This window comes from Candidatus Methanoprimaticola sp. MG2, assembly GCF_047501175.1.
Lineage (GTDB): Archaea > Thermoplasmatota > Thermoplasmata > Methanomassiliicoccales > Methanomethylophilaceae > Methanoprimaticola.
This window is the reverse complement of sequence record NZ_JBEQWH010000003.1, coordinates 136,093-158,487: the sequence shown is the minus strand read 5'-3', so window position 1 is coordinate 158,487 and position 22,395 is coordinate 136,093. Positions and strand designations below refer to the sequence as shown.

Here is a 22,395-nt window from a genome sequence, read left to right as displayed (position 1 = left end):
CCGACATGACAGGAAAGCTTCACGTGGTCGGGTTCGGACCCGGCGGAAAGGACGACATGACCTTCCGCGCCGCACGCACGATAGAGAACGCCGACATCGTCACCGGCTACACGACGTACATCAACCTCCTCAAGCCGATCTTCCCCGACAAGGAGTACAAGGCCACCGGGATGATGAAGGAGGTCGAGCGCTGCAGGATGGCGATCGAGGATGCGATGTCCGGGAAGGACGTCGCCATGGTCTCCTCCGGGGACTCCGGGATATACGGCATGGCGGGGATCATCTACCAGCTCGCCGACGAGATGGGCGCGGACATAGAGATCGATACCGTTCCAGGGATAACCGCGGCATCGTCCGCGGCGTCCATACTCGGGGCGCCCCTGATGCACGACCTCGTCATCGTCAGCCTCTCCGACCTCATGACCCCTCTCGACCTCATCATGAAGAGGGTCGAGATGGCCGCCGAGGGGGACTTCATCACATGCATCTACAACCCTAAGAGCAAGACTCGCACGGAATATCTCGAGCAGGCTCGCCAAATCCTTTTGAAGAAGCGCCCGGCGACCACGCCGGTCGGCATCGTAAGGAACGCCGGCCGTGTGGACCAGTCGAGCAAGGTCACCACATTAGGCGACCTGGATCCTGCGGACGTGGACATGTTCTGCATTGTCATCGTGGGCAACTCGCAGACATACATCTCCAACGGCCGCATCATCACACCCAGAGGATACAGAATCGAGGAGTGATACACAATGAGCATAACGATAGTGAAACCGGAGGACATAGAGACGCGCAGCATGGAGATCATCGTGTCGGAGCTCGACGGCCGCACCTGGCCGGAGCCCACGTTCTCCGTGGTCCGCAGATGCATCCACACGTCGGCGGACTTCGACTACGCCGACAACCTGGTGTTCTCCGAGGACGCGGCGGAGATCGGCGTCAGGGTCATGCGCGAGGGCGCGGACATCGTGACGGACACCAAGATGGCCGCGGCCGGGATCAACAAGGCCAAGCTCGGGTCGTACGGCGGGCAGGTCCACTGCTACATCAGCGACGACGACGTGGTCGCGGAGGCCAAGAAGCGCGGGACCACCCGCGCCACCGTCTCCATGGAGCGCGGTGCGGAGGTCGCCAAGGGGAAGCCCGTGGTCTTCGCCATCGGCAACGCCCCCACGGCCCTGGTCAGGATCTGCGAGCTCATCGAGGACGGTTCCATGAGGCCCGCCCTCGTCATCGGGGCGCCCGTCGGGTTCGTGAACGTCGTGGAGGCCAAGGAGATGCTGATGGAGGTCCTGGACAGGCATGGGATCCCGTACATCGTCCCCAAGGGCAGGAAGGGCGGTTCCAACATAGCCGCCACCATCTGCAACTCAATGATCTACTACAAGGGCTGATGTCAGCCCCGAGGGTCCGGGACGACCCAGACGCCCCTGGACCCTCCAACCCTTTCCAACCTCCCGGACGACTTCAGGAGGTCGATCTCCTTCACCACGCGGCTGAAGGGGATGTCCAGCCTGTCCGACATGGCCCTGGCCGTCATCTTCGGATTCTCCTCTATGAGGTCCAGTATCAGCACCCCGGTCTCGGTTGCCGTCGGAAGCTCCGGATCGAACCTTATCGTGACAACGGTGGTCTCCGGGTCCATGGTCTGTTCGAAGGTTGGTTCCTCGAGACCCGTGTTCCTGCATGCCTCGATCATCCTTCTGACGCCTGTGCCGGCCCTCTCTGCGCGTGAGATGTATGTGAACATCTGCATCAGTGCCTTGTTCCTCGGGTCGCTCACACCTCCCTCCTCGGCTATCCTGACCGGTATGCGGAACAGGCCGGGGTTCTCCACGATCAGTCTGTCCGGGTGCAGTTGGACCTTCACGCCTCTGCGTCCGCCGTAGTCCGCATTGACGACCGCATTGGTCACGGCTTCGCGTGTCGCACGATTCAGTTCGGTGTCCTCATCACGTGCGATCCCGTCCGGTACTTTGAAGTCCTTCTTGATCTGCAACGAGAGGCGGTTGATGACGGTGGTGTAGAAGTCGAACAGGTTTCCGCTCCACATGGGGGATCCGCTGCTCCTTCTGAAGGTCCATTCATCATCGCCTCTCTCGTACTCGAAATAATCGAATGAGTAGTTGGGAAGCTCGAGACGTATGACATCGAACCTTCCGAACATGAGTATCCCGGCCAAAGTGGGCAACAGCTTTCCTTCCATCACCCTGGCGGCCCCGATCGTACGAAGGAAATCATCCTGAGGGTATCTCAGCCACGGGCTACCGGGATAGTACAGTTTCATCAGGTTGGTATACTCTGATATCGAGTCTTGATCCAGGTCCTCCATCACGGCAAAACGTACGGGAGTCATGTCGAACGAGTCCGTGGAGGAATCCCTGAACATGCTACCGATCTCATCGCTGGTGCATCTATAGTCCCCTGAACCGTTGCGTTTGAACGTATGGCCTATGTTCTTGAAGAATATCGGCCTCTCATACAGTTTGGCTGCAGGGACATCCATTACGATGAGATCCCTGCCCCCGACTCTTTCTACCCTTATGTCCTTTGATCTCAGGACGTTCTTGTTCACTTTCTGAGGATTGTTCAGGGAATTCCACAGTTCGCTTTCGATCTGACTCGCATTCTTCACTCCGGAGATTGTGAGACTGCCGTCGTCGTTCTCGTCCAGTCCGAGTACTATGGTTCCGCCTTCGGTGTTGGCGAATGCGGAATAGCTTTCCCAGAGGGATTCGGGAATCCCTTTTTGAGCCGATTTAGCCTCAAAGTGCTCATCTTCTCTGTTAAGACATAGATTATCTTTAAAAATGAGCTTCATAATATTAAATGTACATAATATTATATATTAATTTCTTTTAAATGATTTTAAAAGGTTTAATTTCATTTTAAAATCGGGAAAATAGTTTTAAAATAATTTTAATTTTTATAAGTCCAAAAAGATTATTGTAGATTAGTATAGACATTGTATGGGTGAGAAATTTCGTTGTACTGGATGATCATAACCCTGGCACCATTCAAGTTTTCAATCCGTACTTTACTAGGGGTTGGTTGTTGAAAAGCGAGATTCGTTTGAAAATCAGTCAAACGAATCTCTTGAGTTTTTGTTCTTCATCTGATTATTTTAACATATATGACAGGGGCGCTGAATGCAACGATTATAATAATAGCCAGCAAAATTAGTGCTGCACTTTGTCTAATCTTATCTCCAATCGTAGGATCATCTGATGTATTCACCCATTCAGATGGGGGCAACTCATCAATCCCGGTGTCCAACGAAAGGTACAGTTTCATGAATCCTGAAGCATCTTTCGGTAGGACGAAGTCATTGGTTCCTGATGATGCTACGTCACCAAGGTTGTATTGGGATCCAATTCTGATGCTTGAATAGTCAACATCATCGTTAAACTCCACATGAATTCTGTATGTGCCATCGTTCAATGGCGTGGCTGTTACTAAATCGATATATTTAGAATAGTATTTGATCAGGATTCCACCCTCAATAAAATCCTCGGTGTGGTAATCCATTGGGACAATGGCAATCTTGGAGGGGAGGTATGGTGCTACGAATTTGAGCCCAGCTGGAACGTTAAGAATCTCGAGGTTGGGACAATCCACTCTATACACTTCAGTAACATTCTTCCCAAAGGTCAATAATTTGAGGTTGGCGTTCTCGATTGTTCCTACAGCGGTGACATCATCATGTATGACATATGCGTTGGAGGTAAGACCCATCGGATACCATATTAGTGTATGCATATCTTTCGAGAAAACTACGTTATCAATTACAGTCAGATCGGGGTTTGTACGATCAACTGATATGTTGTTTATAGAGGATCCGTACAATTGAATCTCACTAACACCGGATCCAAGGTTTAGGGTTGTCAATGTCGTGTTGTTACGATTGATGATTACTTGATGAACGCTGTCCGGTACGTCTAGAGTCTTATTGGCGATGACACCGACATTGATCGACTCAAGACTGTGACAGTCGGAGAAATCGAGAGTGATGTTAGGTACGCCATCAATTCCGAATGAGATGGCTTCTTCAGGCACAGACAGGTTTTTGAGATTATTGCATCCATTGAAGACGCCAGATGGCAGGGTCGATACATTGTTGGACAGATCGATGGATGTGAGGTTACGACACCCTTTAAAAGCATAGTTTTCGATGGTAGTAACACTGTCTGGAAGGGAGATCTCGGTTAGATGGTAGCAGTTTTCGAACGCGGATGCGCCTATAAACTCTAGTGAGTTGGGAAGGGTAATGGCGTCCATAGAACAGTTCTTAAATGCATTGTCGCCAATAGAGGTGATATTGCCTCTTATGATAACGGTATCGATATCGTATGAGACATTTCCTGGCATTGTATTTAGCCCTGGCCAATTCCCACCTTTATAGTCATACATAGGACCGTAGCCAGATATGTCCAGAGTGTTGGTTGAGGAGTCGTAAGTCCACTGAATGTTGTCGCCACAGTTTCCTGATGTCGGTTTATTAACAGCTTCCAAGTCCTCTGATGAGAACGAAATGAAAGCGACCGCAAAGACAGCGGTCATGGCAGCAAGAATTAGAACGATGCTTTTGCCGTTCATGATGTTGTAAGGGGGGGGGGAAAAGCTTTTCGTTGTAACGGATGCCATGATACATATGTTTGGTACCAGTAGTTAAGATGTCAGTACTTCGATCCTTTTCTGCAAGGATTTTTTCTATTGGGCTTTTTTCAGCATTATTGTTTGGAAGTCTTAATAACCAACCGAGAATCTATTATGAAATCGTCCATCCTGGATGATATGTAGTATGCAGAATCTATGGTGCCGTTTTGAAGAGGGATACCGCCTAACTCCTGATCCATGGAGATGTTCCGTGTCTCGAACATGATTCCACCGATATCGCACGTTCCATGGTCTTGCTGAGTGATTCGCATATGTGGTTTTTATTCAATTCGATATTTGTTTACATATTTGGAGATCTATGTTTGAATCCTATGTACTCAACTTTTGTGAGTTGATAAAATGGGGAATTTTCAACTTTTGTGAGTTTAATATCTAGATTTTTTCAACATTTGTGGGTTTACTGCGATACGGTTGTCATGTTAAGGGTGCTACGGGAATATAACATTGACATCATTTGTTAAAAAATCGTTATTGAAAAACATAAAAATTCCATATTGAAAAATATAAAATTTATATGCACCCAGTCCATTGTCTACAATATGAGGGGCGCATACATCCCGAGGATCATCGATGGACAGGTCGACAAGGCCATGCAGATGTACGGTGCTGCGCTGATAGAGGGTCCTAAATGGTGCGGGAAGACACGTACCGCAGAGGAGCACAGTCGGAGCGCTCTGTTTATAAAGGATGTTGCTGCGCAATCTTCGATCCGAATGGCTATAGAGACGGGCTCGTCATCGTTTCTGGTGGGTGATGACCCGCGCCTGATCGATGAATGGCAGACCGTTCCGGAGATATGGGATCTGGTGCGCCATGAGGTGGACCACGACTGGGACAGGAGATTCATATTGACCGGTTCGTCCGTTCCTCCGGAACTGTCGACCAACCATTCCGGGGCAGGAAGGTTCGCACACATACGCATGAGGACCATGAGCCTGTTCGAGTCCGGGGAGTCGGATGGGACCGTTTCTCTGGCAGGATTGTTCGAGGGGGACCGTGTGGACTCGCATACCGATGCAGATCTGGATGCTTATGTCCACGCCATCATCCGCGGGGGATGGCCGATGGCTGTCATGAGGGGGCATGCCACGGACCCTTGCTTCGCCCATGATTATCTGGACACAATAGTCGACATGGACATGCCACGCATGTTCCGGGGCGTGTTTTTCGAAGAGATGGACGATCTTGGTAACGTGAGACGGGAGACTGGACGTGACAGGGCCGTCCGGGCGGTCACACGCAGAGCCATGCAGTCCATATCTCGGAATCTGGCTACCGCGGCACCTGTCTCCACGATCCTGGACGATGTGAACGGACAGGGGCGCATAGTGTCCATGCCGACCTTCAGGAAGTATCTGGAATCCATGAGGGGCATGTTCATACTGGAAGGCCTGGAGGCTTGGAGTCCTCATGTGAGGTCCACATCCCGTCTGCATTCGAAACCGAAGTGGCATTTCACCGACCCATCGATCGCAGCGGCGTCCCTGGGCGTGGGAGAGGGAGGGCTGAAGACCGACCCGAGGGCATTGAGGCTGTTCTTTGAGTCCCTGTGTCTGAGGGACCTGAGGGTGTACATCCAGGGCCTCGGCGGAAACGTGTACTATCTCGGTACGCATTCCGGCTATGAGGTGGATCTCATCGTGGAGCTTTCCGACGGCAGATGGGGTGCCATGGAGGTGAAGCTCGGAAGTTCGGATCACGAGAGGGCAGCATCGAGCCTCCTGAGGTTGGACGATCTTGTGGATATGAAGAGGGCGGGAGACCCCGCATTCAGAGCGATCCTGACCGGCACCCAGTTCGGACACACCCGCAAGGACGGTGTACACGTGATCCCGCTGGGATGCCTTGGACCGTGAGTCATTCGTCGGGGCGTCTCTCCGTCCCGTCAGGATAGCGGATGAACCTTCCGGTCCCCAGGGGCTGTGCCTTGTCGATGACGTCCCATGGCCACTCGAGGAACTCGTTCCTGCGGATCTCGTCCAGACCTTCGCGGACATCCTTCAGGTCGCCCAGGACGACAGGTCCGAACGAGGCCATCTTCTGACCTATGGGCCTCCCTTCGAGCAGCCACATGACGGACGTCTCGTCACCGTTCTCTATGCTCAGTTCGCCCATGTCGGAGAACTTCATCCTGAGGTACGATTTCACAAGGACACTGTCGACCCTGGCATCCTTGCCGGTCACGAAGTACAGGTTCCTGTTCGCTCCGTCGGCGGCGGGATCCACCGTAATCGAGGCATCCGGTCCCAGTTCGATCCTCATGATCCTCACGCCGTTGGAGATCCTCGCATACGAGACCTCGTTCGGCGATTCCATGGACCGTCCCATGAATTCCCCGCAGAGGAGCTTGACCTCCCATCCGTCCCCTTCGATGACCGGCACATCCTTGCGCCAGACCGTGCTGACGGAGTTCCCTCTGTTCTTCATCTCCAGGGGGAGGTTGACCATGATCTGCGTGATGTCGTTGGGGTTCCTGTTCTCCTGGTCTGTCAGAGGGTACATCTCGCAGTGCTCGTACTTCGACGATGCGGACACCCATTGGACATCCCCGAACCCGAACCTCCCCTCGATCCTCTCGGTGTCGTAATGGTCCACGAACCCGAGCTAGGGAAGGGTCACCGTCTCATATCCCCAGTGGGCGTGCATCGGGAACCCGGGCACGACCTTTCCGTGGTACATCCTGTATCCCACGCGTTTCTCGTAGTCGCGGCCGAGGTTCCTCCCGGTGATCTCCGGGAGAGGAGGCGCCTGCTGCCTGTTGCCCTTGGGATAGTCGTCCTCATGATGGGATGCGAAGAAGAAAGGGTCCTCGGTGTCCCAGTGGAGTCCCAGTCCTGATGTCTTGAACGGCTTCGGGGAGAACAGTGCCATGTCGTGCCGATATCCCTTCTGACTATTAACGGCTCCGCGGACCGGTTCGTTCCGATCCATCGGATGTATATCGTCCGTGACGGTGATCCGGACCGGTCCGAGCATCCGACCGATGTTTTTCCGGACGATGATGTTCGTATGCAGTCATACGCGTGTCAGGAACGGTCACATTCGATTGGTTCTCGATTGGTTCTCAATCGGTTCCGAACTAGTTCCGAACCAATCGAGAACTGTTTTATACCGTGTCATCAATCCGTTATAGACGGTTATGAACATAGGCTCCGAGAATGAAACCACTGAATTCAAAACAGGATTGGCCCAATTGGACAAGGGGCTTATCGCTCTGACTGCGATGCTGAACAGACATGGCAGGGGGACCGTCTATTTCGGTGTAGCAGACGATGGGACCATCGTCGGTATCGAATCCGGAAAAGATACGATGGAACGTATCAGAAGACGGATAAGCGATTACATAGAACCCAAGATAATAGCCGACATCGCAGAACTTAAGACGGATGACGGGAAGACATACATCTCCGTGTCTGCCATCAACCATTCTGGAGTCTTCAGTTTTGACGGCAGATATTACATCAGGAACGTATCATCGAACGAACGCGTACCTGTGGACGTGCTGTTCCGCATATACCAATCCCGCGGATTCGATGCGATGAGGGAACAACCATCGCCCATACAGGATCTGAGTTTTTCGCGTATCAATGTGATAATGACCGAATATGCCGTCCATTGGAGAAACGATGATTCCTTCTATCAAAGCCATGGGATGCTCACATCGGATGGACTGTTCAACCTGGTTGCCTATCTGATGTCGGATCAGAACAACTACGTCGTTCAGATGATACGGTACAACGGAAGAGACAAGACTGAGATGTCCGACAGGACCGATCTGGGCCATAGATGTCTGATCGATTCATTGAGGGATATGATAAGCAAGGTCGGACTCCTCATGGAGACCAAGGTCGACACCACGGTCAGACCGAGGAAGCAGATCCCTCTCTTCGACATGGAATCGTTCACCGAATCATGGATCAACGCCTGTGTCCATAACAATTGGCTGATGGACACGGCACCTTCTGTGTTCATCTTCGATGATCGTCTGGAGATCCAATCGTATGGGTCCATACCTGTCGACATGACCCTTGAACAGTTCTTCACAGGGCACAGTCACCCGGTAAACAAGACACTATTCGACCTCATGGCCCTTCTGGATCTGACCGAACAAAGCGGACATGGCGTACCGACAGTGGTGGACGCATATGGGAGGGATGCATTCGAGATCTACTCTGACATGATAGTCGTCAGGATACCTTTCGCCTTCGAACCTGGCTTCGTGACATCCAGAAAATCGACCGAGAGGAACTCCAGCGATCTGACAGAGAGGCAAAGGCGGGTCCTCGAAGAATTGCTGAATGACGATTCCTGCAAGTTGTCTGACATTGCCGAAAGGACGGGCATCGGCATATCCACCGTGAAGAAGGAAGTCGCTGTCTTGAAGGAAAAGAACCTCATCCGGAACGATGGAACCACCCGCAATGCACGTTGGGTCGTCCCATGAGATCGTCTGAATGGTTCTCAATTGGTTCGGAACTAGTTCGGAACCAATTGAGAACCAGTCCGTACCCCAATCTCATGACCTCGTGTCTGCATTAGTTCTCTAGATATACGAGCAGCCCATCCCCTGGACAATGACCGATGGGACCCGTCTCAACAAGTTCATCAGCGAGGCCGGAGTGGCCTCCCGCCGTGCAGCGGACAGGATGGTGGAGGAGGGCAGGGTCTCGATAAACGGACGCGTCGCAGTGGTCGGCGACAAGGTCTCCGACGGCGATGTGGTCTGTGTGGATGGGAAGAGGGTCGAGAAGGCCGGGGTCGATGTGATCATAGCTCTGAACAAGCCTCGTGGGATCACGTGCACCTCCAGTCCCGAGGACCCCGATAACGTGATCTCGTTCATCGGGTATCCCGAGAGGATATACTCGATCGGCCGTCTGGACAAGGATTCGGAGGGGCTGCTCCTCCTCACCAACAATGGGGAGCTCGCCAACGCCATAATGCGTTCCAGGGGGGAGCATGAGAAGGAGTATCTCGTCACCGTGGACCATGACATCACCGAGAAGTTCGTCAGGAGGATGTCCGAGGGCGTCGAGATCCTCGGTCGCAGGACCAAGAGGTGCGTCGTGGAGCGCATATCGGACAGGCAGTTCCGCATAGTCCTGAGACAGGGTCTCAACAGGCAGATCCGCAGGATGTGCGGGACCCTGGGATACACCGTCGAGAAGCTGGTCCGTGTGAGGATAATGAACGTGGAGCTCGGGAGCCTTCCGGTCGGAAGCATCCGCGATCTCACGGAGGAGGAGAGGGAGGAGCTATGCAGGCAGGCACTGGGGACATCGAGATAAGGCAGGTCATCGGATCGGACGTTCAGAAGCTGACCGTCATCGGTATGCTCCAGCTCGGGGTCGATTACATCTCCGACGACGATTTCACCGAGGCGATGGAGGACCCGGATCAGTTCTGCCTGGTGGCCACGATAAACGGTGAACCGTCCGGATTCGCCATCTGCAGGGAGTTCGGTCCCGAGGGGGAGAGGGACGAGTTGGCGCTGCCCGAGTCCCCGGAGAGGGACTGGGTCCTCTCGTCCAGGAGGATAGGTCTGATAGATTCCGTGGCGATCTCCCCGGATGCGGGAGGGCGCGGCATCGGAAGGATGCTCTGCAACGAGTGTCTGGAGACGTTCAGGAGGGACGGATGCGACTCGGCCGTATCCATGGCATGGGTCCATTTCGACGGCGTCGAACCGATAAGGAAGGCCCTGAGCTCGGCCGGATTCGAGAGGACCCCGTTGCAGATCCGCGGGTACTGGAACCAGTGGGTCACTTCGGAGGGCGGGCACAGGTGTCCGTACTGCGGGGCCCCGTGCGATTGCTTCGGCGCCATGTGGCGCAAGAGGCTATGATCCGGGGGCGGACGCATCAGAACTGGGCGTTCAGTCTGTCGATGCTGTCGAAATCGAATTCCGGACCATGATGTGTGTCCATCGAGTCGATGAACGCTGCCGCGAAGAGAGGCATATGGACCACGCCCTTGTCATCCGTGAAGATGTCCCTCGTCTCGTACATCAGACCATCGATATCGTACCTGTCCATGACCTTGTTGAGGGATCTGCAGCTCCTGTTCTTTCCCGATTTCACTTCCACCGCGGTCAGTCTTCCATTGACGATCAGAAGGAAATCGATCTCCATGCGATCGGTCGCATTAGACTCCGGGTCTCTGTCCCTGCTGAAGTACAGCAGTTTCCTGCCCTGTGCGGATATCATCTGTGCGACGACGTTCTCCGTCAATGCTCCGCGGTTGACGTCCAGGTTCCCGTTGAGGATCTCCACTCTCACAGACGGCTCGTACGATGAGGTGAGGAGTCCTGTGTCCACCATGTAGATCTTGAAATGATCGGTCATCCTCCTCTCTTCGAGTGGCATCCTGGGTTCGGTGACGTTGTAGCATTGCCGGATGATCGCCGCGTCCTTCAGCCAGTTCAGGGAGTACGCATAGTAGTTGGATCCGAATTTGGAATCGTTTCCATTGGTACCGTTGCGTGCTATGAGGCTGTATTGGAACTTCTTGTTCTCTCTGGACAATTGGACGCTTATGGAATCGAGACAGGATGACACATTGTTCTTCTGGGATCCCTTCGCATGATGTATGACATCGTTCTTGTAATCCTCGAAGATGTCTGCGTGTATCTCGGAGACTTTGCGTATCGTCCTGTTGTTGACGAACGACTTCACCGCTTCCGGCATACCTCCGATCACGGTGTACCATCTGAAGTACTCGGACAGGGTATTGAGAAGTGAATCACCTAAGGGACTGCGGTTCCTGATACACCCCTTCACATGATCTATGACCTCCTGTTTGATGTTGAGCGCCCATAGGAACTCCTCGAAATCCATCGGTTCCATCCTTATCCGGTGTTCATAGCCGACAGGGTATGATGGGACCTCGCTGTCTCTCAGCCCTAGCAGGGATCCGGAGGCTATCACATCGTACCGTCCGTCAATGGCGAAGAATTTGAGTGAGGTCCTGGCCTCGGGACAGTTCTGGATCTCGTCAAGGAATATCAACGTCTTTTTCGGAACCAGGTTCACATTCGGGTACATCGCAGACAGTTTCAGCATTATGGAGTCCACATCCAGCCTGTCAGAGAATGCCTGGCACGCGTCGGGGTTCTGATCGAAGTTCACTGTGAGGTGATACTCGTAGTTGGATCTTGCGAACTCCTCTACAATGAATGTCTTCCCGATCTGTCTGGCTCCAGATACTATCAGGCACTTCTTGTCGTTGGATTCTCTCCATTCTCTCAGGACCTCTTCGACTTTGCGCCTCATCGTTTTATACAGGATCATCTCAGTAGAAATAGTTAACGAAATACCACTTTATTTTTGTAGAATTTTAAATAATTCTCACTTATTTATGATGAATTTTTAACGAAATATCACTTTGTTTTTCAAATATTTTAACGAAATACCACTTGCATTATAGCAATAAATCCCTCGGGCGATATCCCGAGGGAGGTTCCGGGGATCACCCGGTGTGCTTCAACAGCCAATCTCCTATGTCCCTGTAGACCTCGGCACGGTTCGTCTCGTTGATGATCTCGTGCCTCCCTCCCTCGTAGAGCTTCATGTCCGGGTGGAGACCGGTCTTCTCGAGACCCTCCTTGGCCTTCCTCACACCCTTCCCGAACTCCCCTATGGGGTCATCGGCTCCGGACAGGAGGATTACGGGCAGGCCTTTGGGTATTCCGTCGAAGTCGTCGCCGCGTATGTCCTTCTGGATCAGGGTGAACAGGTCCCTGAACCCGGATACGGTGAACTTGAAGCTGCAGTAGGGGTCGGCGTTGTACGCCTTGACGATCTCCGGGTCCCTGGAGATCCAGCGGTTCGGAAGGTCCGGTTCCGAGAACTTCCTGTCATGTCCCTCGAGGACGGTCTTGTTCAGGAACGGGCTGATGTACTCGGGCCCCTTCATCTTCACGAGCATGGATGCTATGAGCTTCCCGAATGCCACGGACATCCCGGACTGATTGCCCGTCCCGACGATGAGGGCCCCGTCGATCATGCCTCCGTAGCGGGTGATGTACCTTCTCAGGATGAACGACCCCATGCTGTGCCCGAGGAGGAAGTGCGGTATGTCAGGGAACATCCTCGCGATCTCCTGGGTCACGAGGTACAGGTCCTCCACCATGTGCTCGTCCCCGTCGGACGGCGCTATCAGACCCAGGCTGTCCGGGGATGTGTCCCCGTGACCCAGGTGGTCATGTCCGATCACCGCGATCCCGAGGGTGTTGAGGTATTCCGCGAACTCGGCGTAGCGGGTTATGTGCTCGATCATCCCATGGGATATCTGGAGCGTCGCCACAGGTCTGTCGACCGGCCATTCCACACAGTGCAGGTCGCTCCCTTCCAGGGAAGAGGGTATCGTGAACTCCTTCATCATGCATGGAGGATTCCGTATTGGACATATTTCGTTTGGGTTCCTCGTTTCGTCGGGTCACGGACCTGCGTGTTACTTTCATCTCTGAAAATATTAATAACACTCAGACCTATTATCGTAACATGCGCAGGATCGCAGTCTATGGGAAGGGCGGAATAGGGAAATCGACGACCGTCGGCAATGTATCGGCGGCGTTGGCCGCCTCCGGACTGAAGGTCATGCAGATAGGATGCGACCCCAAGGCGGACTCGACCCGTGCCGTGGCCGGACGCAGGATACCCACGGTACTGGAGACCATGAGGGACAATCCCGACCCGGAGCTGTCCGACCTCGTGTACGAGGGCGACAACGGGGTCCTCTGCGTGGAGTGCGGCGGTCCCCGTCCGGGGGTCGGATGCGCAGGACGCGGGATAATAGCCGCCTTCGAGCAGCTGGAGGAGCTCGACGCCGTCGCCCATTACAGGCCGGACGTGATACTCTACGACGTTCTCGGCGATGTCGTCTGCGGAGGGTTCGCCATGCCCATAAGGAACGGGTATGCCCGCGACGTCTTCGTCGTGACATCGGGGGAGATGATGTCCCTCTATGCGGCCAGCAATATCGCCGGCGCCGTGTCCGACATGCGCAACGACGGATATGCCAGGCTGGGCGGGCTGATCCAGAACTCCCGCGGTGTGAAGGACGAGGACTCCCTGGTGGACAGGGCGGCCTCGGAGATGGGGACGGACGTCGTCATACGCATACCCCGCGACCCGGCGGTCCAGAGGTGCGAGGAGATGGGAACGACCGTCATCAACGGGGAGCCGGGATCCGCCATGGCGGACTGCTACAGGGAGCTGGCCAGGCGTCTTGTCGACCGTTCCGAGGACGTCGACGGCGGAATGAGGCTGGAGTGATTCATTATGAAGACAGGTATTCTAATCGGTGGACACGGCTCGACCATGTCATTCAACAAAGGCGTCCTCGACGTACAGGCGGACAGGCTCAGGGAGAGGGGCTACGACAACGTCTACGTGGGGTTCAACGAGACCTCATTCCCATCGATCCGCGAGGCCGCGGAGGAGATGGTGGCCGACGGATACGATGACATCATCCTCTTGCCGTTCTTCGTCGCATCGGGCCTTCACGTCACCCGCGACATACCGATGAAGCACTTCTCGCTTCCGAGGAACGCGGTCGACGGCGATTCGGAGATCTCCGGAACGAACGTCAGGGTCCATATAGAGCAGCCCTTCGGGGACGAACCGCTCCTGGCGGAGATCCTCGCGGAGAGGGTGGAGGAGCTCATGACCCCTGGGAAGGACACACGCGTGATAATCATGGGGCACGGGTCCAGGCTCTCGTACAACAGGGACGTGGTCCACCTCAACGCCAGGCGCCTCGAGGAGATGGGCTATGGGAAGGTGTACGTGGGGTTCAACGAGTTCGACGATCCGAAGATCGAGGACGTCATACCGCAGATGATCGACGACGGGGCGGAGGAGATTATCGCCCTCCCGCTGTTCATCTCACTGGGGAAGCACCTGACGATGGACGTCCCCGCCAAGCTCGGGATAGAGAACTTCTCCGACGGCGGCATCGTGACCCGCAACGGTCGCAGATGCGAGGTGAAGTACGCGGTGCCCATCGGGGCGGATCCGAGACTGTGCGACGTCCTCGTGGAGAAGCTCCGGAGGCTCGGACAATGAGGGTCCTCGTCCTGGACATGACCCATGGCGGGGACCTGATCGCGAAGAGGTTCTCGGCGGAAGGGGACGATGTCACCTGCGTGGACGTCTATCGCAACTGTCCCGCGGACAGGAGGCAGGACCTCGCAGACCTCGACATCGGGGTGGCGGAATCGACGCCTGTCGGGAGATACGACCTCGCGGTCATGCCCGCGCACTGCCCCCGTTCCTTCATCGGGGACGCGGAGGTCTCCGAGGTGATCACGTTCAGCCAGGCTGTAAACCGTTTCATCGAGGACACCAGGTTCAGGATAGAGGTGACCGGGGTCAAGGGGAAGACCAGCGTCTGCTACCTGGTATCGAAGATCCTGCACGATGCGGGCAGGAGCGTCCTCCTCCATTCCTCGAGGGGAGAGGGCCCCTGGACTGACGAGGGGCACAGGATCGACCGCAAGGTGAGCATCGCTCCACCTTATCTGATGACGCTTCCCGCAGGCAGGTTCGATGTCATCGTCTCGGAGGTGTCCTTGGGAGGGTCCGGCAAGGCGGACATCGCGATGGTCACCAATCTGGCCGAGGACTACGGGATCGCGAAGAACACACTCAAGGCGTCCGATGCGAAGAAGGACATATTCACGGACGGGATCAACATCGTCCCGGAGGACGAGCTGGAGTTCTGGATCCCCAAGTGCCTCTACGTCAAGGGCTACAGGCGGAGGGTGCGCGCCCTGTCCGAGCCCAGGCTCGGCGAGGGCCTGAGGGTCTCCGTCGATTACGACGGGGTGAGCGAGATCGTCCTCGATGGCTCCTACGTGTCCACGGAGTACCTGCAGGCGATGGATGCGGTGCTGGAGATCTGCTCGTTCATGGACATCCCGCGCGACATCGTCCTGAGGTCCCTGGAGACGTTCAGAGGGGTTCCCGGCAGGGGAGAGATCCTGAACGAGAACGGGATGACGGTCGTCCGCGAGAGGAACCCGGGGATATCGCACCTGTCGGTCGCGAGGACGATGCAGTGCCTCCATGACATGCACGCACTGGACGGGGCACTGGTGCTCCTGGACCCGGTGAGCAGGAAGGTCTGCGACAAGATGGATGCGGACGAGATAACCAGGGTCGTGAACGGATACGGGGTCCCCATCATGATAACCGAGGGCAACGGCGAGCGTCCCGGGATCCCTTCCGACACGAAGCTGCTCATAGAGCTGATCAAGGAGGGCTACCAGTGAGGTCGGTCATACATCCCCGCCCCAGTCCCATAGTGGCGGCGATGTACACCCTGCGCGACATGGACGTCGACGTGATCGTGGTCCACGGGCCGTCGGGGTGCAGCTTCATGGCCTCCCGTCCTCTGGAGAACGCCGATGTGCGCGTGGTGACCACGAGCATGAGGGACAACGACCTCATATTCGGTGCATCGGAGCCCCTTATCAATACCCTGAAGCAGGTGGAGGAGCGTTTCCATCCCGAGACCGTCGCCGTGATAGGCACCTGTGCCAGCATGATCATAGGCGAGGACATGGCAAGCGCCATACGCAAGGCCAAGGTGGACGCGAACGTGTTCCCCGTCGACGTCCACGCATGCATGGGCGACAACACCCGCGGGGCCATCAAGGCGCTGGAGGCGGGACGCGACGCAGGCATCATCGATTCCGACGAATGCTCCCGCCAGATCTCGCTGATGAAGGCGGCCACACGTCTGGAGAAGGATGCCGGGATGGCATCCAAGGACTACATCAAGCCCGCCTCCAGTCCCACCAAGCTGCATGTGTGCAAACGCATAGTCGAGGTCCTCTCCGAAGGGGGGAGGGTGGCCGTGGTGATGGATGCGAAGAAGGAGCTGGCATATCGTTTCGCGGACATGTTCGAGGCGGTGGACCGCGCATCCAGGAAGCTCGGAGGGGAGACCCTGTTCGTGGCCAATCTCGATGCGGGGAAGGGTCTGCCGAGGATCAGGGGATATTGCAGGGACATACTGGCGGATTTGGAGTCCAAGGGCGTCGGGATCGACAGGATCGTCGGGGGACTGGACGAGTATTCCGTCGTCGGTGAGCAGATGCGTTCCGCTGTGGATGAGTTCTCCCCGGACCTGACCATAATCCTGGGGATATGCCACGCGGTTCCGGGCATGGGGGCGGATGATATCCTCATCACCGACCAGCCCAGGCAGCTGGCCAACTATCTGAACACGGGATGCCAGTGGGCCGTCGGGGAGATAGCGTCCCATTCGATGGTCATGGGCGCCCATTCCATAGTGCCGTTGGAGACGGCCGACACCCTGAGGGAGCTGCTTTGAAGGGGGTAGTCCTGGCAGGGACCGGCAGCGGCGTCGGCAAGACCTCCGTGACGACGGGTCTGATGTCCCGTCTGTCGAAGACCATGAAGGTCCAGGCGTTCAAGGCCGGACCGGATTTCATAGACCCGATGTACCATTCGGCGGCCACCGGCAGGCAGTCCAGGAACCTGGATTCCTTCCTGATGACGGACGATGTCATCCGCAACGTGGCGGGATACGCGTCGAGGGATGCGGACATCTGCGTGGTCGAAGGCGTCCGCGGTCTCTTCGAGGGATTCTCCGGGAGCGACGACCTCGGGTCCACGGCCTACGTCGCGAAGCTGCTTGGGTTCCCGGTGGTCCTGATCGTCGATGCCCGCTCCCTGACGAGGAGCGCCTGCGCCATCGTGAACGGCTTCCGTTCCTTCGATCCCGATGTGCGCATCGCCGGCGTGATATTGAACAACGTGTCGGGGGAGCAGCACATGGGGAAGCTGCGCACAGCCTTCGAGGCATACTGTCCCGGTGTGGACGTGGTAGGCATGATCCCGAAGAGTCCGGGGAAGGCCCTCGAGCAGAGATATCTGGGGTTGAAGACCCTTAGGACCTTCGCCGAGAGGGAGATCACCCCGCTCCAGGAGCTGACGGAGCCGATAGACCTGGACGCTGTCCTGGATGTCGCGGAGTCCGCTTCGGCGGACCTGCCCACGTCATCGCCGTATGTGGAGAGGGATTCCGGACTGAAGGCCGCCGTTCCCATGGACGATGCGTACTGCTTCTACTACAGGGAGAACATCGAGTGCCTGGAGGCGTCCGGGTTCGAGGTCACAACATTCCGTCCGGTCGACGGCGACCCGCTGCCAGATGCCGACATGTACTATCTGGGCGGTGGGTACCCGGAGCTCTACGCGCGCGAGCTGTCGGAGAACAGGGATTTCCTGGAGGGGCTGAAGGCCGAATCCGACAACGGGAAGGTCGTGATAGGCGAATGCGGGGGTCTGATGACCATGTGCTCGTCCATAACGGACAAGGACGGGGTCAGGTTCGGCATGTCCGGCATATTCGAGGCCGATGCCAGGATGACGGGGGTCCGCCACGGTCCGACATACGTCATGGCGGATGCCACCTCGGACAACCCCGTCTTCAAGGGAAGCGTGCGCGGGCACGAGTACCATTACTCGGACGTGTATCCCTCGTCGGATCCCGTCTACGGGTTCGATGTCAGAAGGGGCCTGGGGATCTCCGGGAGGATGGACGGGCTGGTCAGGAAGAACTCGATCGGGTCCTACATGCACCAGCATGCCCTGTCCGAGAGGGATTGGATCGGTCCTGCGATCGAGCGGATAAACCGGTCGCCCTGACGGCATCCGATGTCCGGTATGCGATTGATGTGCACATCAATGTGAGTAAGAATGTGCATATCAATGTGCATAAGTATATGAGTAAGAATGTGCATAAGAATTTGATGTGCAATGGGAATGGACATTCTGCCCATAAGTATCGATAGGCTCCTGAGCGGAAGGATCGTGGAGAACAGTCGTATCGAATACAAGAGGGGCTGGAATCCTCTGAAGATCCTTCATACGGTGTGTGCATTCGCCAACGATTATGACAACATCGGCGGAGGGTACATAATCATCGGTATAGAGGAACTGGACGGTGTCCCAGTCTCGTTTCCAGGCGTGACGTCCGAGGAAATAGCCATCATCGATAGGGAACTGATGAGGTTGTGTAACCTGATATCTCCGAGATACGTCCCTCTCGCATCTCAGGAGACGTATCGCGGTGCGCAGATCTATGTCATATGGGTTCCTGCGGGCAATGAACGTCCGTATAAGTGCCCCATCTCACTTGGGAAGGGTTCGACGGAAGGTGCGTACTTCATTCGGAGGCTGTCCAACACCGTCAGGGTGAATCAGGATGAGGAGATTTCACTCATCAAACGCACGAGCAGGACACCGTTTGACAACCAGATCAACATCAATGCGAGGATCGGGGATATACAAGGATATCTGGTGGAGTCATATCTTGCAGATATAGGCAGCAAGATGGAGCTGACCTCCTATGATTATCTGGACGTGTACCGCTCGATACGCATCGTGAGAGGCCCTCCGGAATTCGTGAAGCCGGTCAATGTGGGACTTCTGTTCTTCTCCAAGGATCCGGAAAAGTTCTTCCCAGGAGCTCATTCGGAGCTGACCCGTATGGAGAACGATGCCGGTGACCTCATGGATGACATCCGCTACATCGGTCCGTTGAACGTTCAGATCTCACGTGTGATCGAATATTTCCAGAGCAAGGTGCTCAGTCACAGGATACGCAAGGTCTCGGACCGTGCGGAGTCAGAGCATTACTTCAACTATCCTTTGGAGGCGATCGAGGAGATCGTGGTCAACGCATTCTATCACAAGGACTATGAGATAGATCAGCCCGTCAAGATCCGCATCCATTCTGACAGGATCGAGGTGTTCAACTGTCCCGGGCCGGACCCGAGCATCTCGAACGCCGATATCGCCGCATACAGATTCAGGCGTGAGATGTATCTCAACAGCAGGATAGGGGATTTCCTGAAGGAGATGGGACTCGCCGAGTCCAGGAACACAGGCATACCGCGCGCCATCGCCGCACTGAAGGCGAATGGTTCCGACCTTCCGATCTTCGAGACCGATGACAAGCGTTCGTTCATGAGGGTGACCATACCGATACACAGGGACTTCCTGGATTCTCCGGCCGATTCCCATGTGGAGGTAAGATACAGGACCCCGGATGAGATCAAGGAGATGATCCTGGAGGATCTGAGACGCAATGGCTGTTCATCCTCGGCGATAGTGTCCCAGCGCATAGGCTATTCCAGTGTGAACAACACGTTCCGTCGTTGCGTGAGGGAACTGATGGACGAAGGCCTTCTGGAATACCTCTATCCGGATCGGCCGAGGGACAGACGTCAGAGGATATGCCTGTCACGGAAACATTGACCCGATGTGTGCACTTGCCGGGAGTGCCGTCAAATACGGTCATGACGATGGACGTCCCATGGGAACCCTGGACTTCTACGATTCAGATCCGGAACGGTACGTCGATAGGACCTTCGGTGCCGACATGTCGGAGTCCATGGGCAGGTTCGTCAGGCATCTGAGGGAAGGCTCCAGGATCCTGGACCTCGGGAGCGGGTCGTGCAGGGACACGTTGGCCTTCAGGGACATGGGCTTCGACGCGGTGCCGGCGGACGCGTCCGAAGGGATGCGTCGCGTGGCCAGGGAGCGTCTCGGGGTGGACGTGCTGCCGGTGGAGTTCTCGTCGATGGATCTGGAGGGATTCGATGCCGTATGGGCCAATGCATCCCTCCTCCACGTGCCGTCCGCGGAGCTCCCGGACGTGTTCTCCCGCGTGAGGTCCGCCTTGAGCGATGGAGGGGTGTTCTACTGTTCCTTCAAACATGGCGGTTTCGAGGGTGAGCGTGACGGCAGACACTACACGGACATGGTGCCCGATGTGCTGGAAGGCCTTCTACGTGACAGCGGTTTCGTCCCGATCGAATTGTGGGTGTCGGAGGGGAGCGGCTTCACATGGACCAACGCGGTCTCGAAGGTGGATGGTCACCGTCGGGCATCCCATAGCGATGTCTGATATTTTCCGGACCCGCCGCAGGGATGCGGCAGGTCCGTGATGCGGAAACCATCACACCTTGCGGGTCTTCAGGAGCCAGTAGTCCAGGGAATAGAACGCGATCCCCCAGAGGAGCAGGCCCAGCATGCATATCCAGGGGAAGTCCAGGAAATCCGGGAGGGCGGCCGCTCTGATGATCTCGCTCGAGTACGTCAGGGGGAAGCAGTACAGCAGGCCCTGGAACACGGGGTTCAGGGCGGAGACAGAGAAGAACGTGCCGCACAGGAACGTCATCGGCAGTATGATCAGGCTGTTGAACGTCGCCATGCTCTGATGGGACTTCGCTATCAGCGCGGCAGCCATCCCGAGGAACGAGAACACTATGCAGGATATGACCGTGCAGGCGATGAAGAGCGGGGTCAGCCGGAGCTCCATCCCGCCTATCCCGGCCGCTCCGAGCGCGAGCCCGAGCGCATAGAGGACGAAGCATCCTATGAGTCCGCGGATCAGTCCGAGCATGCATTTCCCGAGTATGATGGCATGCAGGCTCAGGGGGCACATCATCATCTCGTCGAAGCTCTTGTAATAGAGTCTCTGGACGTTCATCCTGGTGGATGTCGACGAGAACGACGAGTTCAGCGACGAGAGGGCGACTATTCCCGGGATCACGAACGACACGTACGACACCCCGATGTCGGTGACCCCGGTCCTGAGACCGAACCCGAAGGCGATCAGGTAGAGTATGGGGCTCATGATGCTCATGATGAGGATGTTCCAGAAGTTGTGCCTCATGAACTTGAGGTCGCCCCATGCGACGTAGTACGCTTGAAGGAGGACGTTGGTCATCTGTGGCCCTCCACGGATTTGCCGGTGAGCTCCACGAACACGTCCTCGAGATTGGTCTTCCTGATGGTCACCTCGACGTCCCCTTCTATGGACGACGCGAACGCGTTAGCCTCGTCCCTGCTGCGGAAGTACCTGTACTCGGTCCTCTCGCCGCCCATGTACTCCACGGCGACGGAGCCCACGCTTAGGCACAGGTTCTCAGGGGTGTCCAGGGCTATGATCCTCCCGTGGTCTATTATCCCGACCCTGTCGCAGAGGGCCTCCGCCTCCTCGATGTAGTGCGTGGTCAGGACGATCGTGGTGCCGTTGGAGTTGAGCCTCCTGACGACGTCCCACAGGAGCCTGCGGGCGTTGATGTCGAGTCCGGACGTGGGCTCGTCGAGAAAGAGTATCCTGGGGTCGTGGAGCATCGCGCACACGATGGCGGCCCTCTTCTTCCATCCGCCCGAGAGGGATTCCACCGGTCTGTCCAGGTATTCCTCGAGACCGAAGAAGTCCGAGAGCTCGGATATCTTCGCTTCCCTCTCCCTCTTTTTCATCATGTGGTACATGGCATGGGAGACCATGTTCTCGCGGATGGTCAGGTCCTTGTCCAGGGACACCTGCTGCTGGATGACGCCCATGTTCTCCTTCGCCCTTATGGGGTCCTGCCTGAGGTCGTGTCCTCCGACGGTTATGGTCCCGGAATCGAAGTCCGTCAGCGTGGCTATGCACCTGACGGTCGTGGTCTTCCCAGCACCGTTCGGTCCGAGGAACCCGAACACCTCGCCCTCATGTATCGTGAGGTCCAGATGGTCCACTGCCAGTTTGTCGCCGAACTTCTTGACAAGATTGTCGATCACGATTATATCGTCCATGATTTGAACCCCGGAACTTCATTTAATTGGATGATGCATCCTACTTATTTTATTGATTTTGGTGGCCGCATCTAGTCAGGCATAAATA

The 22,395-nt window shown here is 55.9% G+C and carries 21 protein-coding genes; 13 read left to right on the top strand and 8 right to left on the bottom strand.

Annotated features, from left to right (window positions below; all coding sequences use genetic code 11):
- Positions 1–5: 5 nt before the first annotated feature.
- Positions 6–746, top strand: a complete 741-nt coding sequence (cobJ, locus tag V5D86_RS03305; RefSeq protein ID WP_414595275.1) for a precorrin-3B C(17)-methyltransferase — start codon at positions 6–8, stop codon at positions 744–746.
- Positions 747–752: 6 nt separating this feature from the next.
- Complete coding sequence (locus V5D86_RS03300; RefSeq protein WP_414595274.1) at positions 753–1,394, top strand: precorrin-8X methylmutase; 642 nt, start codon at positions 753–755, stop codon at positions 1,392–1,394.
- A gap of 2 nt (positions 1,395–1,396) precedes the next feature.
- On the opposite strand, the gene V5D86_RS03295 is transcribed toward V5D86_RS03300, so the two are convergent.
- Together V5D86_RS03295 and V5D86_RS03290 are read right to left on the bottom strand one after the other, a co-directional pair.
- A complete protein-coding gene (locus V5D86_RS03295) occupies positions 1,397–2,821 on the bottom strand; it encodes an ATP-binding protein (RefSeq protein WP_414595273.1) in 1,425 nt (474 codons plus the stop codon).
- 290 nt (positions 2,822–3,111) lie between these two features.
- Entirely contained in the window at positions 3,112–4,644 is a 1,533-nt protein-coding gene (locus V5D86_RS03290; protein ID WP_414595272.1) for a leucine-rich repeat domain-containing protein, read from the bottom strand.
- A 572-nt stretch (positions 4,645–5,216) separates the two neighbouring features.
- Between V5D86_RS03290 and V5D86_RS03285 the strand changes: the two genes are divergently transcribed.
- Positions 5,217–6,533: an ATP-binding protein gene (locus V5D86_RS03285; RefSeq protein ID WP_414595271.1), complete on the top strand. Its 1,317-nt coding sequence runs from the start codon at positions 5,217–5,219 to the stop codon at positions 6,531–6,533.
- Between the two features lies 1 nt (position 6,534).
- Here V5D86_RS03285 and V5D86_RS03280 read toward each other — a convergent pair whose 3' ends face one another.
- Together V5D86_RS03280 and V5D86_RS03275 are read right to left on the bottom strand one after the other, a co-directional pair.
- Positions 6,535–7,272: a pirin-like C-terminal cupin domain-containing protein gene (locus V5D86_RS03280; RefSeq protein WP_414595270.1), complete on the bottom strand. Its 738-nt coding sequence runs from the start codon at positions 7,270–7,272 to the stop codon at positions 6,535–6,537.
- Positions 7,273–7,281: 9 nt separating this feature from the next.
- Positions 7,282–7,548: a hypothetical protein gene (locus V5D86_RS03275; RefSeq protein ID WP_414595269.1), complete on the bottom strand. Its 267-nt coding sequence runs from the start codon at positions 7,546–7,548 to the stop codon at positions 7,282–7,284.
- Between the two features lie 268 nt (positions 7,549–7,816).
- On the opposite strand from V5D86_RS03275, the gene V5D86_RS03270 reads away from it, so the two are divergent.
- From V5D86_RS03270 to V5D86_RS03260, 3 genes are all read left to right on the top strand, one after another.
- The gene (locus V5D86_RS03270) at positions 7,817–9,121 is read left to right on the top strand and encodes an RNA-binding domain-containing protein (protein WP_414595268.1); all 1,305 of its coding nucleotides are present in this window, start codon (positions 7,817–7,819) and stop codon (positions 9,119–9,121) included.
- A gap of 130 nt (positions 9,122–9,251) precedes the next feature.
- A complete protein-coding gene (locus tag V5D86_RS03265) occupies positions 9,252–9,965 on the top strand; it encodes a pseudouridine synthase (RefSeq protein ID WP_414595267.1) in 714 nt (237 codons plus the stop codon).
- Complete coding sequence (locus V5D86_RS03260) at positions 9,935–10,522, top strand: N-acetyltransferase family protein (protein WP_414595266.1); 588 nt, start codon at positions 9,935–9,937, stop codon at positions 10,520–10,522. The genes V5D86_RS03265 and V5D86_RS03260 overlap by 31 nt, the downstream gene beginning before the upstream one ends.
- Positions 10,523–10,538: 16 nt before the next feature.
- Here the strand turns inward: V5D86_RS03260 and V5D86_RS03255 are convergent, their stop codons facing one another.
- Both V5D86_RS03255 and V5D86_RS03250 read right to left on the bottom strand, forming a co-directional pair.
- Positions 10,539–11,948, bottom strand: a complete 1,410-nt coding sequence (locus V5D86_RS03255) for an ATP-binding protein (protein WP_414595265.1) — start codon at positions 11,946–11,948, stop codon at positions 10,539–10,541.
- A 196-nt stretch (positions 11,949–12,144) separates the two neighbouring features.
- Complete coding sequence (locus tag V5D86_RS03250; RefSeq protein ID WP_414595264.1) at positions 12,145–13,059, bottom strand: alpha/beta fold hydrolase; 915 nt, start codon at positions 13,057–13,059, stop codon at positions 12,145–12,147.
- Between the two features lie 119 nt (positions 13,060–13,178).
- Here V5D86_RS03250 and V5D86_RS03245 point away from each other — a divergent pair, with 119 nt between their 5' ends.
- The 7 genes from V5D86_RS03245 to V5D86_RS03215 all read left to right on the top strand — a co-directional run bounded on the left by V5D86_RS03245 (position 13,179) and on the right by V5D86_RS03215 (position 20,625).
- The gene (locus tag V5D86_RS03245; protein WP_414595263.1) at positions 13,179–13,952 is read left to right on the top strand and encodes an AAA family ATPase; all 774 of its coding nucleotides are present in this window, start codon (positions 13,179–13,181) and stop codon (positions 13,950–13,952) included.
- 6 nt (positions 13,953–13,958) lie between these two features.
- Entirely contained in the window at positions 13,959–14,744 is a 786-nt protein-coding gene (locus V5D86_RS03240; protein WP_414595262.1) for a sirohydrochlorin chelatase, read from the top strand.
- Entirely contained in the window at positions 14,741–15,952 is a 1,212-nt protein-coding gene (gene cfbE, locus V5D86_RS03235; protein WP_414595261.1) for a coenzyme F430 synthase, read from the top strand. Before V5D86_RS03240 ends, cfbE begins: the two co-directional genes overlap by 4 nt.
- Positions 15,949–17,019 carry a Ni-sirohydrochlorin a,c-diamide reductive cyclase catalytic subunit gene (gene cfbD / locus V5D86_RS03230; RefSeq protein WP_414595260.1) on the top strand — a complete coding sequence of 357 codons (1,071 nt, stop codon included), beginning with the start codon at positions 15,949–15,951 and terminating at the stop codon, positions 17,017–17,019. The genes cfbE and cfbD overlap by 4 nt, the downstream gene beginning before the upstream one ends.
- Positions 17,016–18,359, top strand: a complete 1,344-nt coding sequence (locus V5D86_RS03225) for a cobyrinate a,c-diamide synthase (RefSeq protein WP_414595259.1) — start codon at positions 17,016–17,018, stop codon at positions 18,357–18,359. Before cfbD ends, V5D86_RS03225 begins: the two co-directional genes overlap by 4 nt.
- A 111-nt stretch (positions 18,360–18,470) precedes the next feature.
- Complete coding sequence (locus V5D86_RS03220) at positions 18,471–19,973, top strand: RNA-binding domain-containing protein (RefSeq protein ID WP_414595258.1); 1,503 nt, start codon at positions 18,471–18,473, stop codon at positions 19,971–19,973.
- Positions 19,974–19,977: 4 nt separating this feature from the next.
- The gene (locus tag V5D86_RS03215) at positions 19,978–20,625 is read left to right on the top strand and encodes a class I SAM-dependent methyltransferase (protein WP_414595257.1); all 648 of its coding nucleotides are present in this window, start codon (positions 19,978–19,980) and stop codon (positions 20,623–20,625) included.
- A 51-nt stretch (positions 20,626–20,676) separates the two neighbouring features.
- Here V5D86_RS03215 and V5D86_RS03210 read toward each other — a convergent pair whose 3' ends face one another.
- On the bottom strand, positions 20,677–21,450 hold the full coding sequence (locus tag V5D86_RS03210; protein WP_414595256.1) for an ABC transporter permease: 774 nt from the start codon (positions 21,448–21,450) through the stop codon (positions 20,677–20,679).
- Positions 21,447–22,307, bottom strand: a complete 861-nt coding sequence (locus V5D86_RS03205; protein ID WP_414595255.1) for an ABC transporter ATP-binding protein — start codon at positions 22,305–22,307, stop codon at positions 21,447–21,449. The genes V5D86_RS03210 and V5D86_RS03205 overlap by 4 nt, the downstream gene beginning before the upstream one ends.
- Between the last annotated feature and the right edge of the window lie 88 nt (positions 22,308–22,395).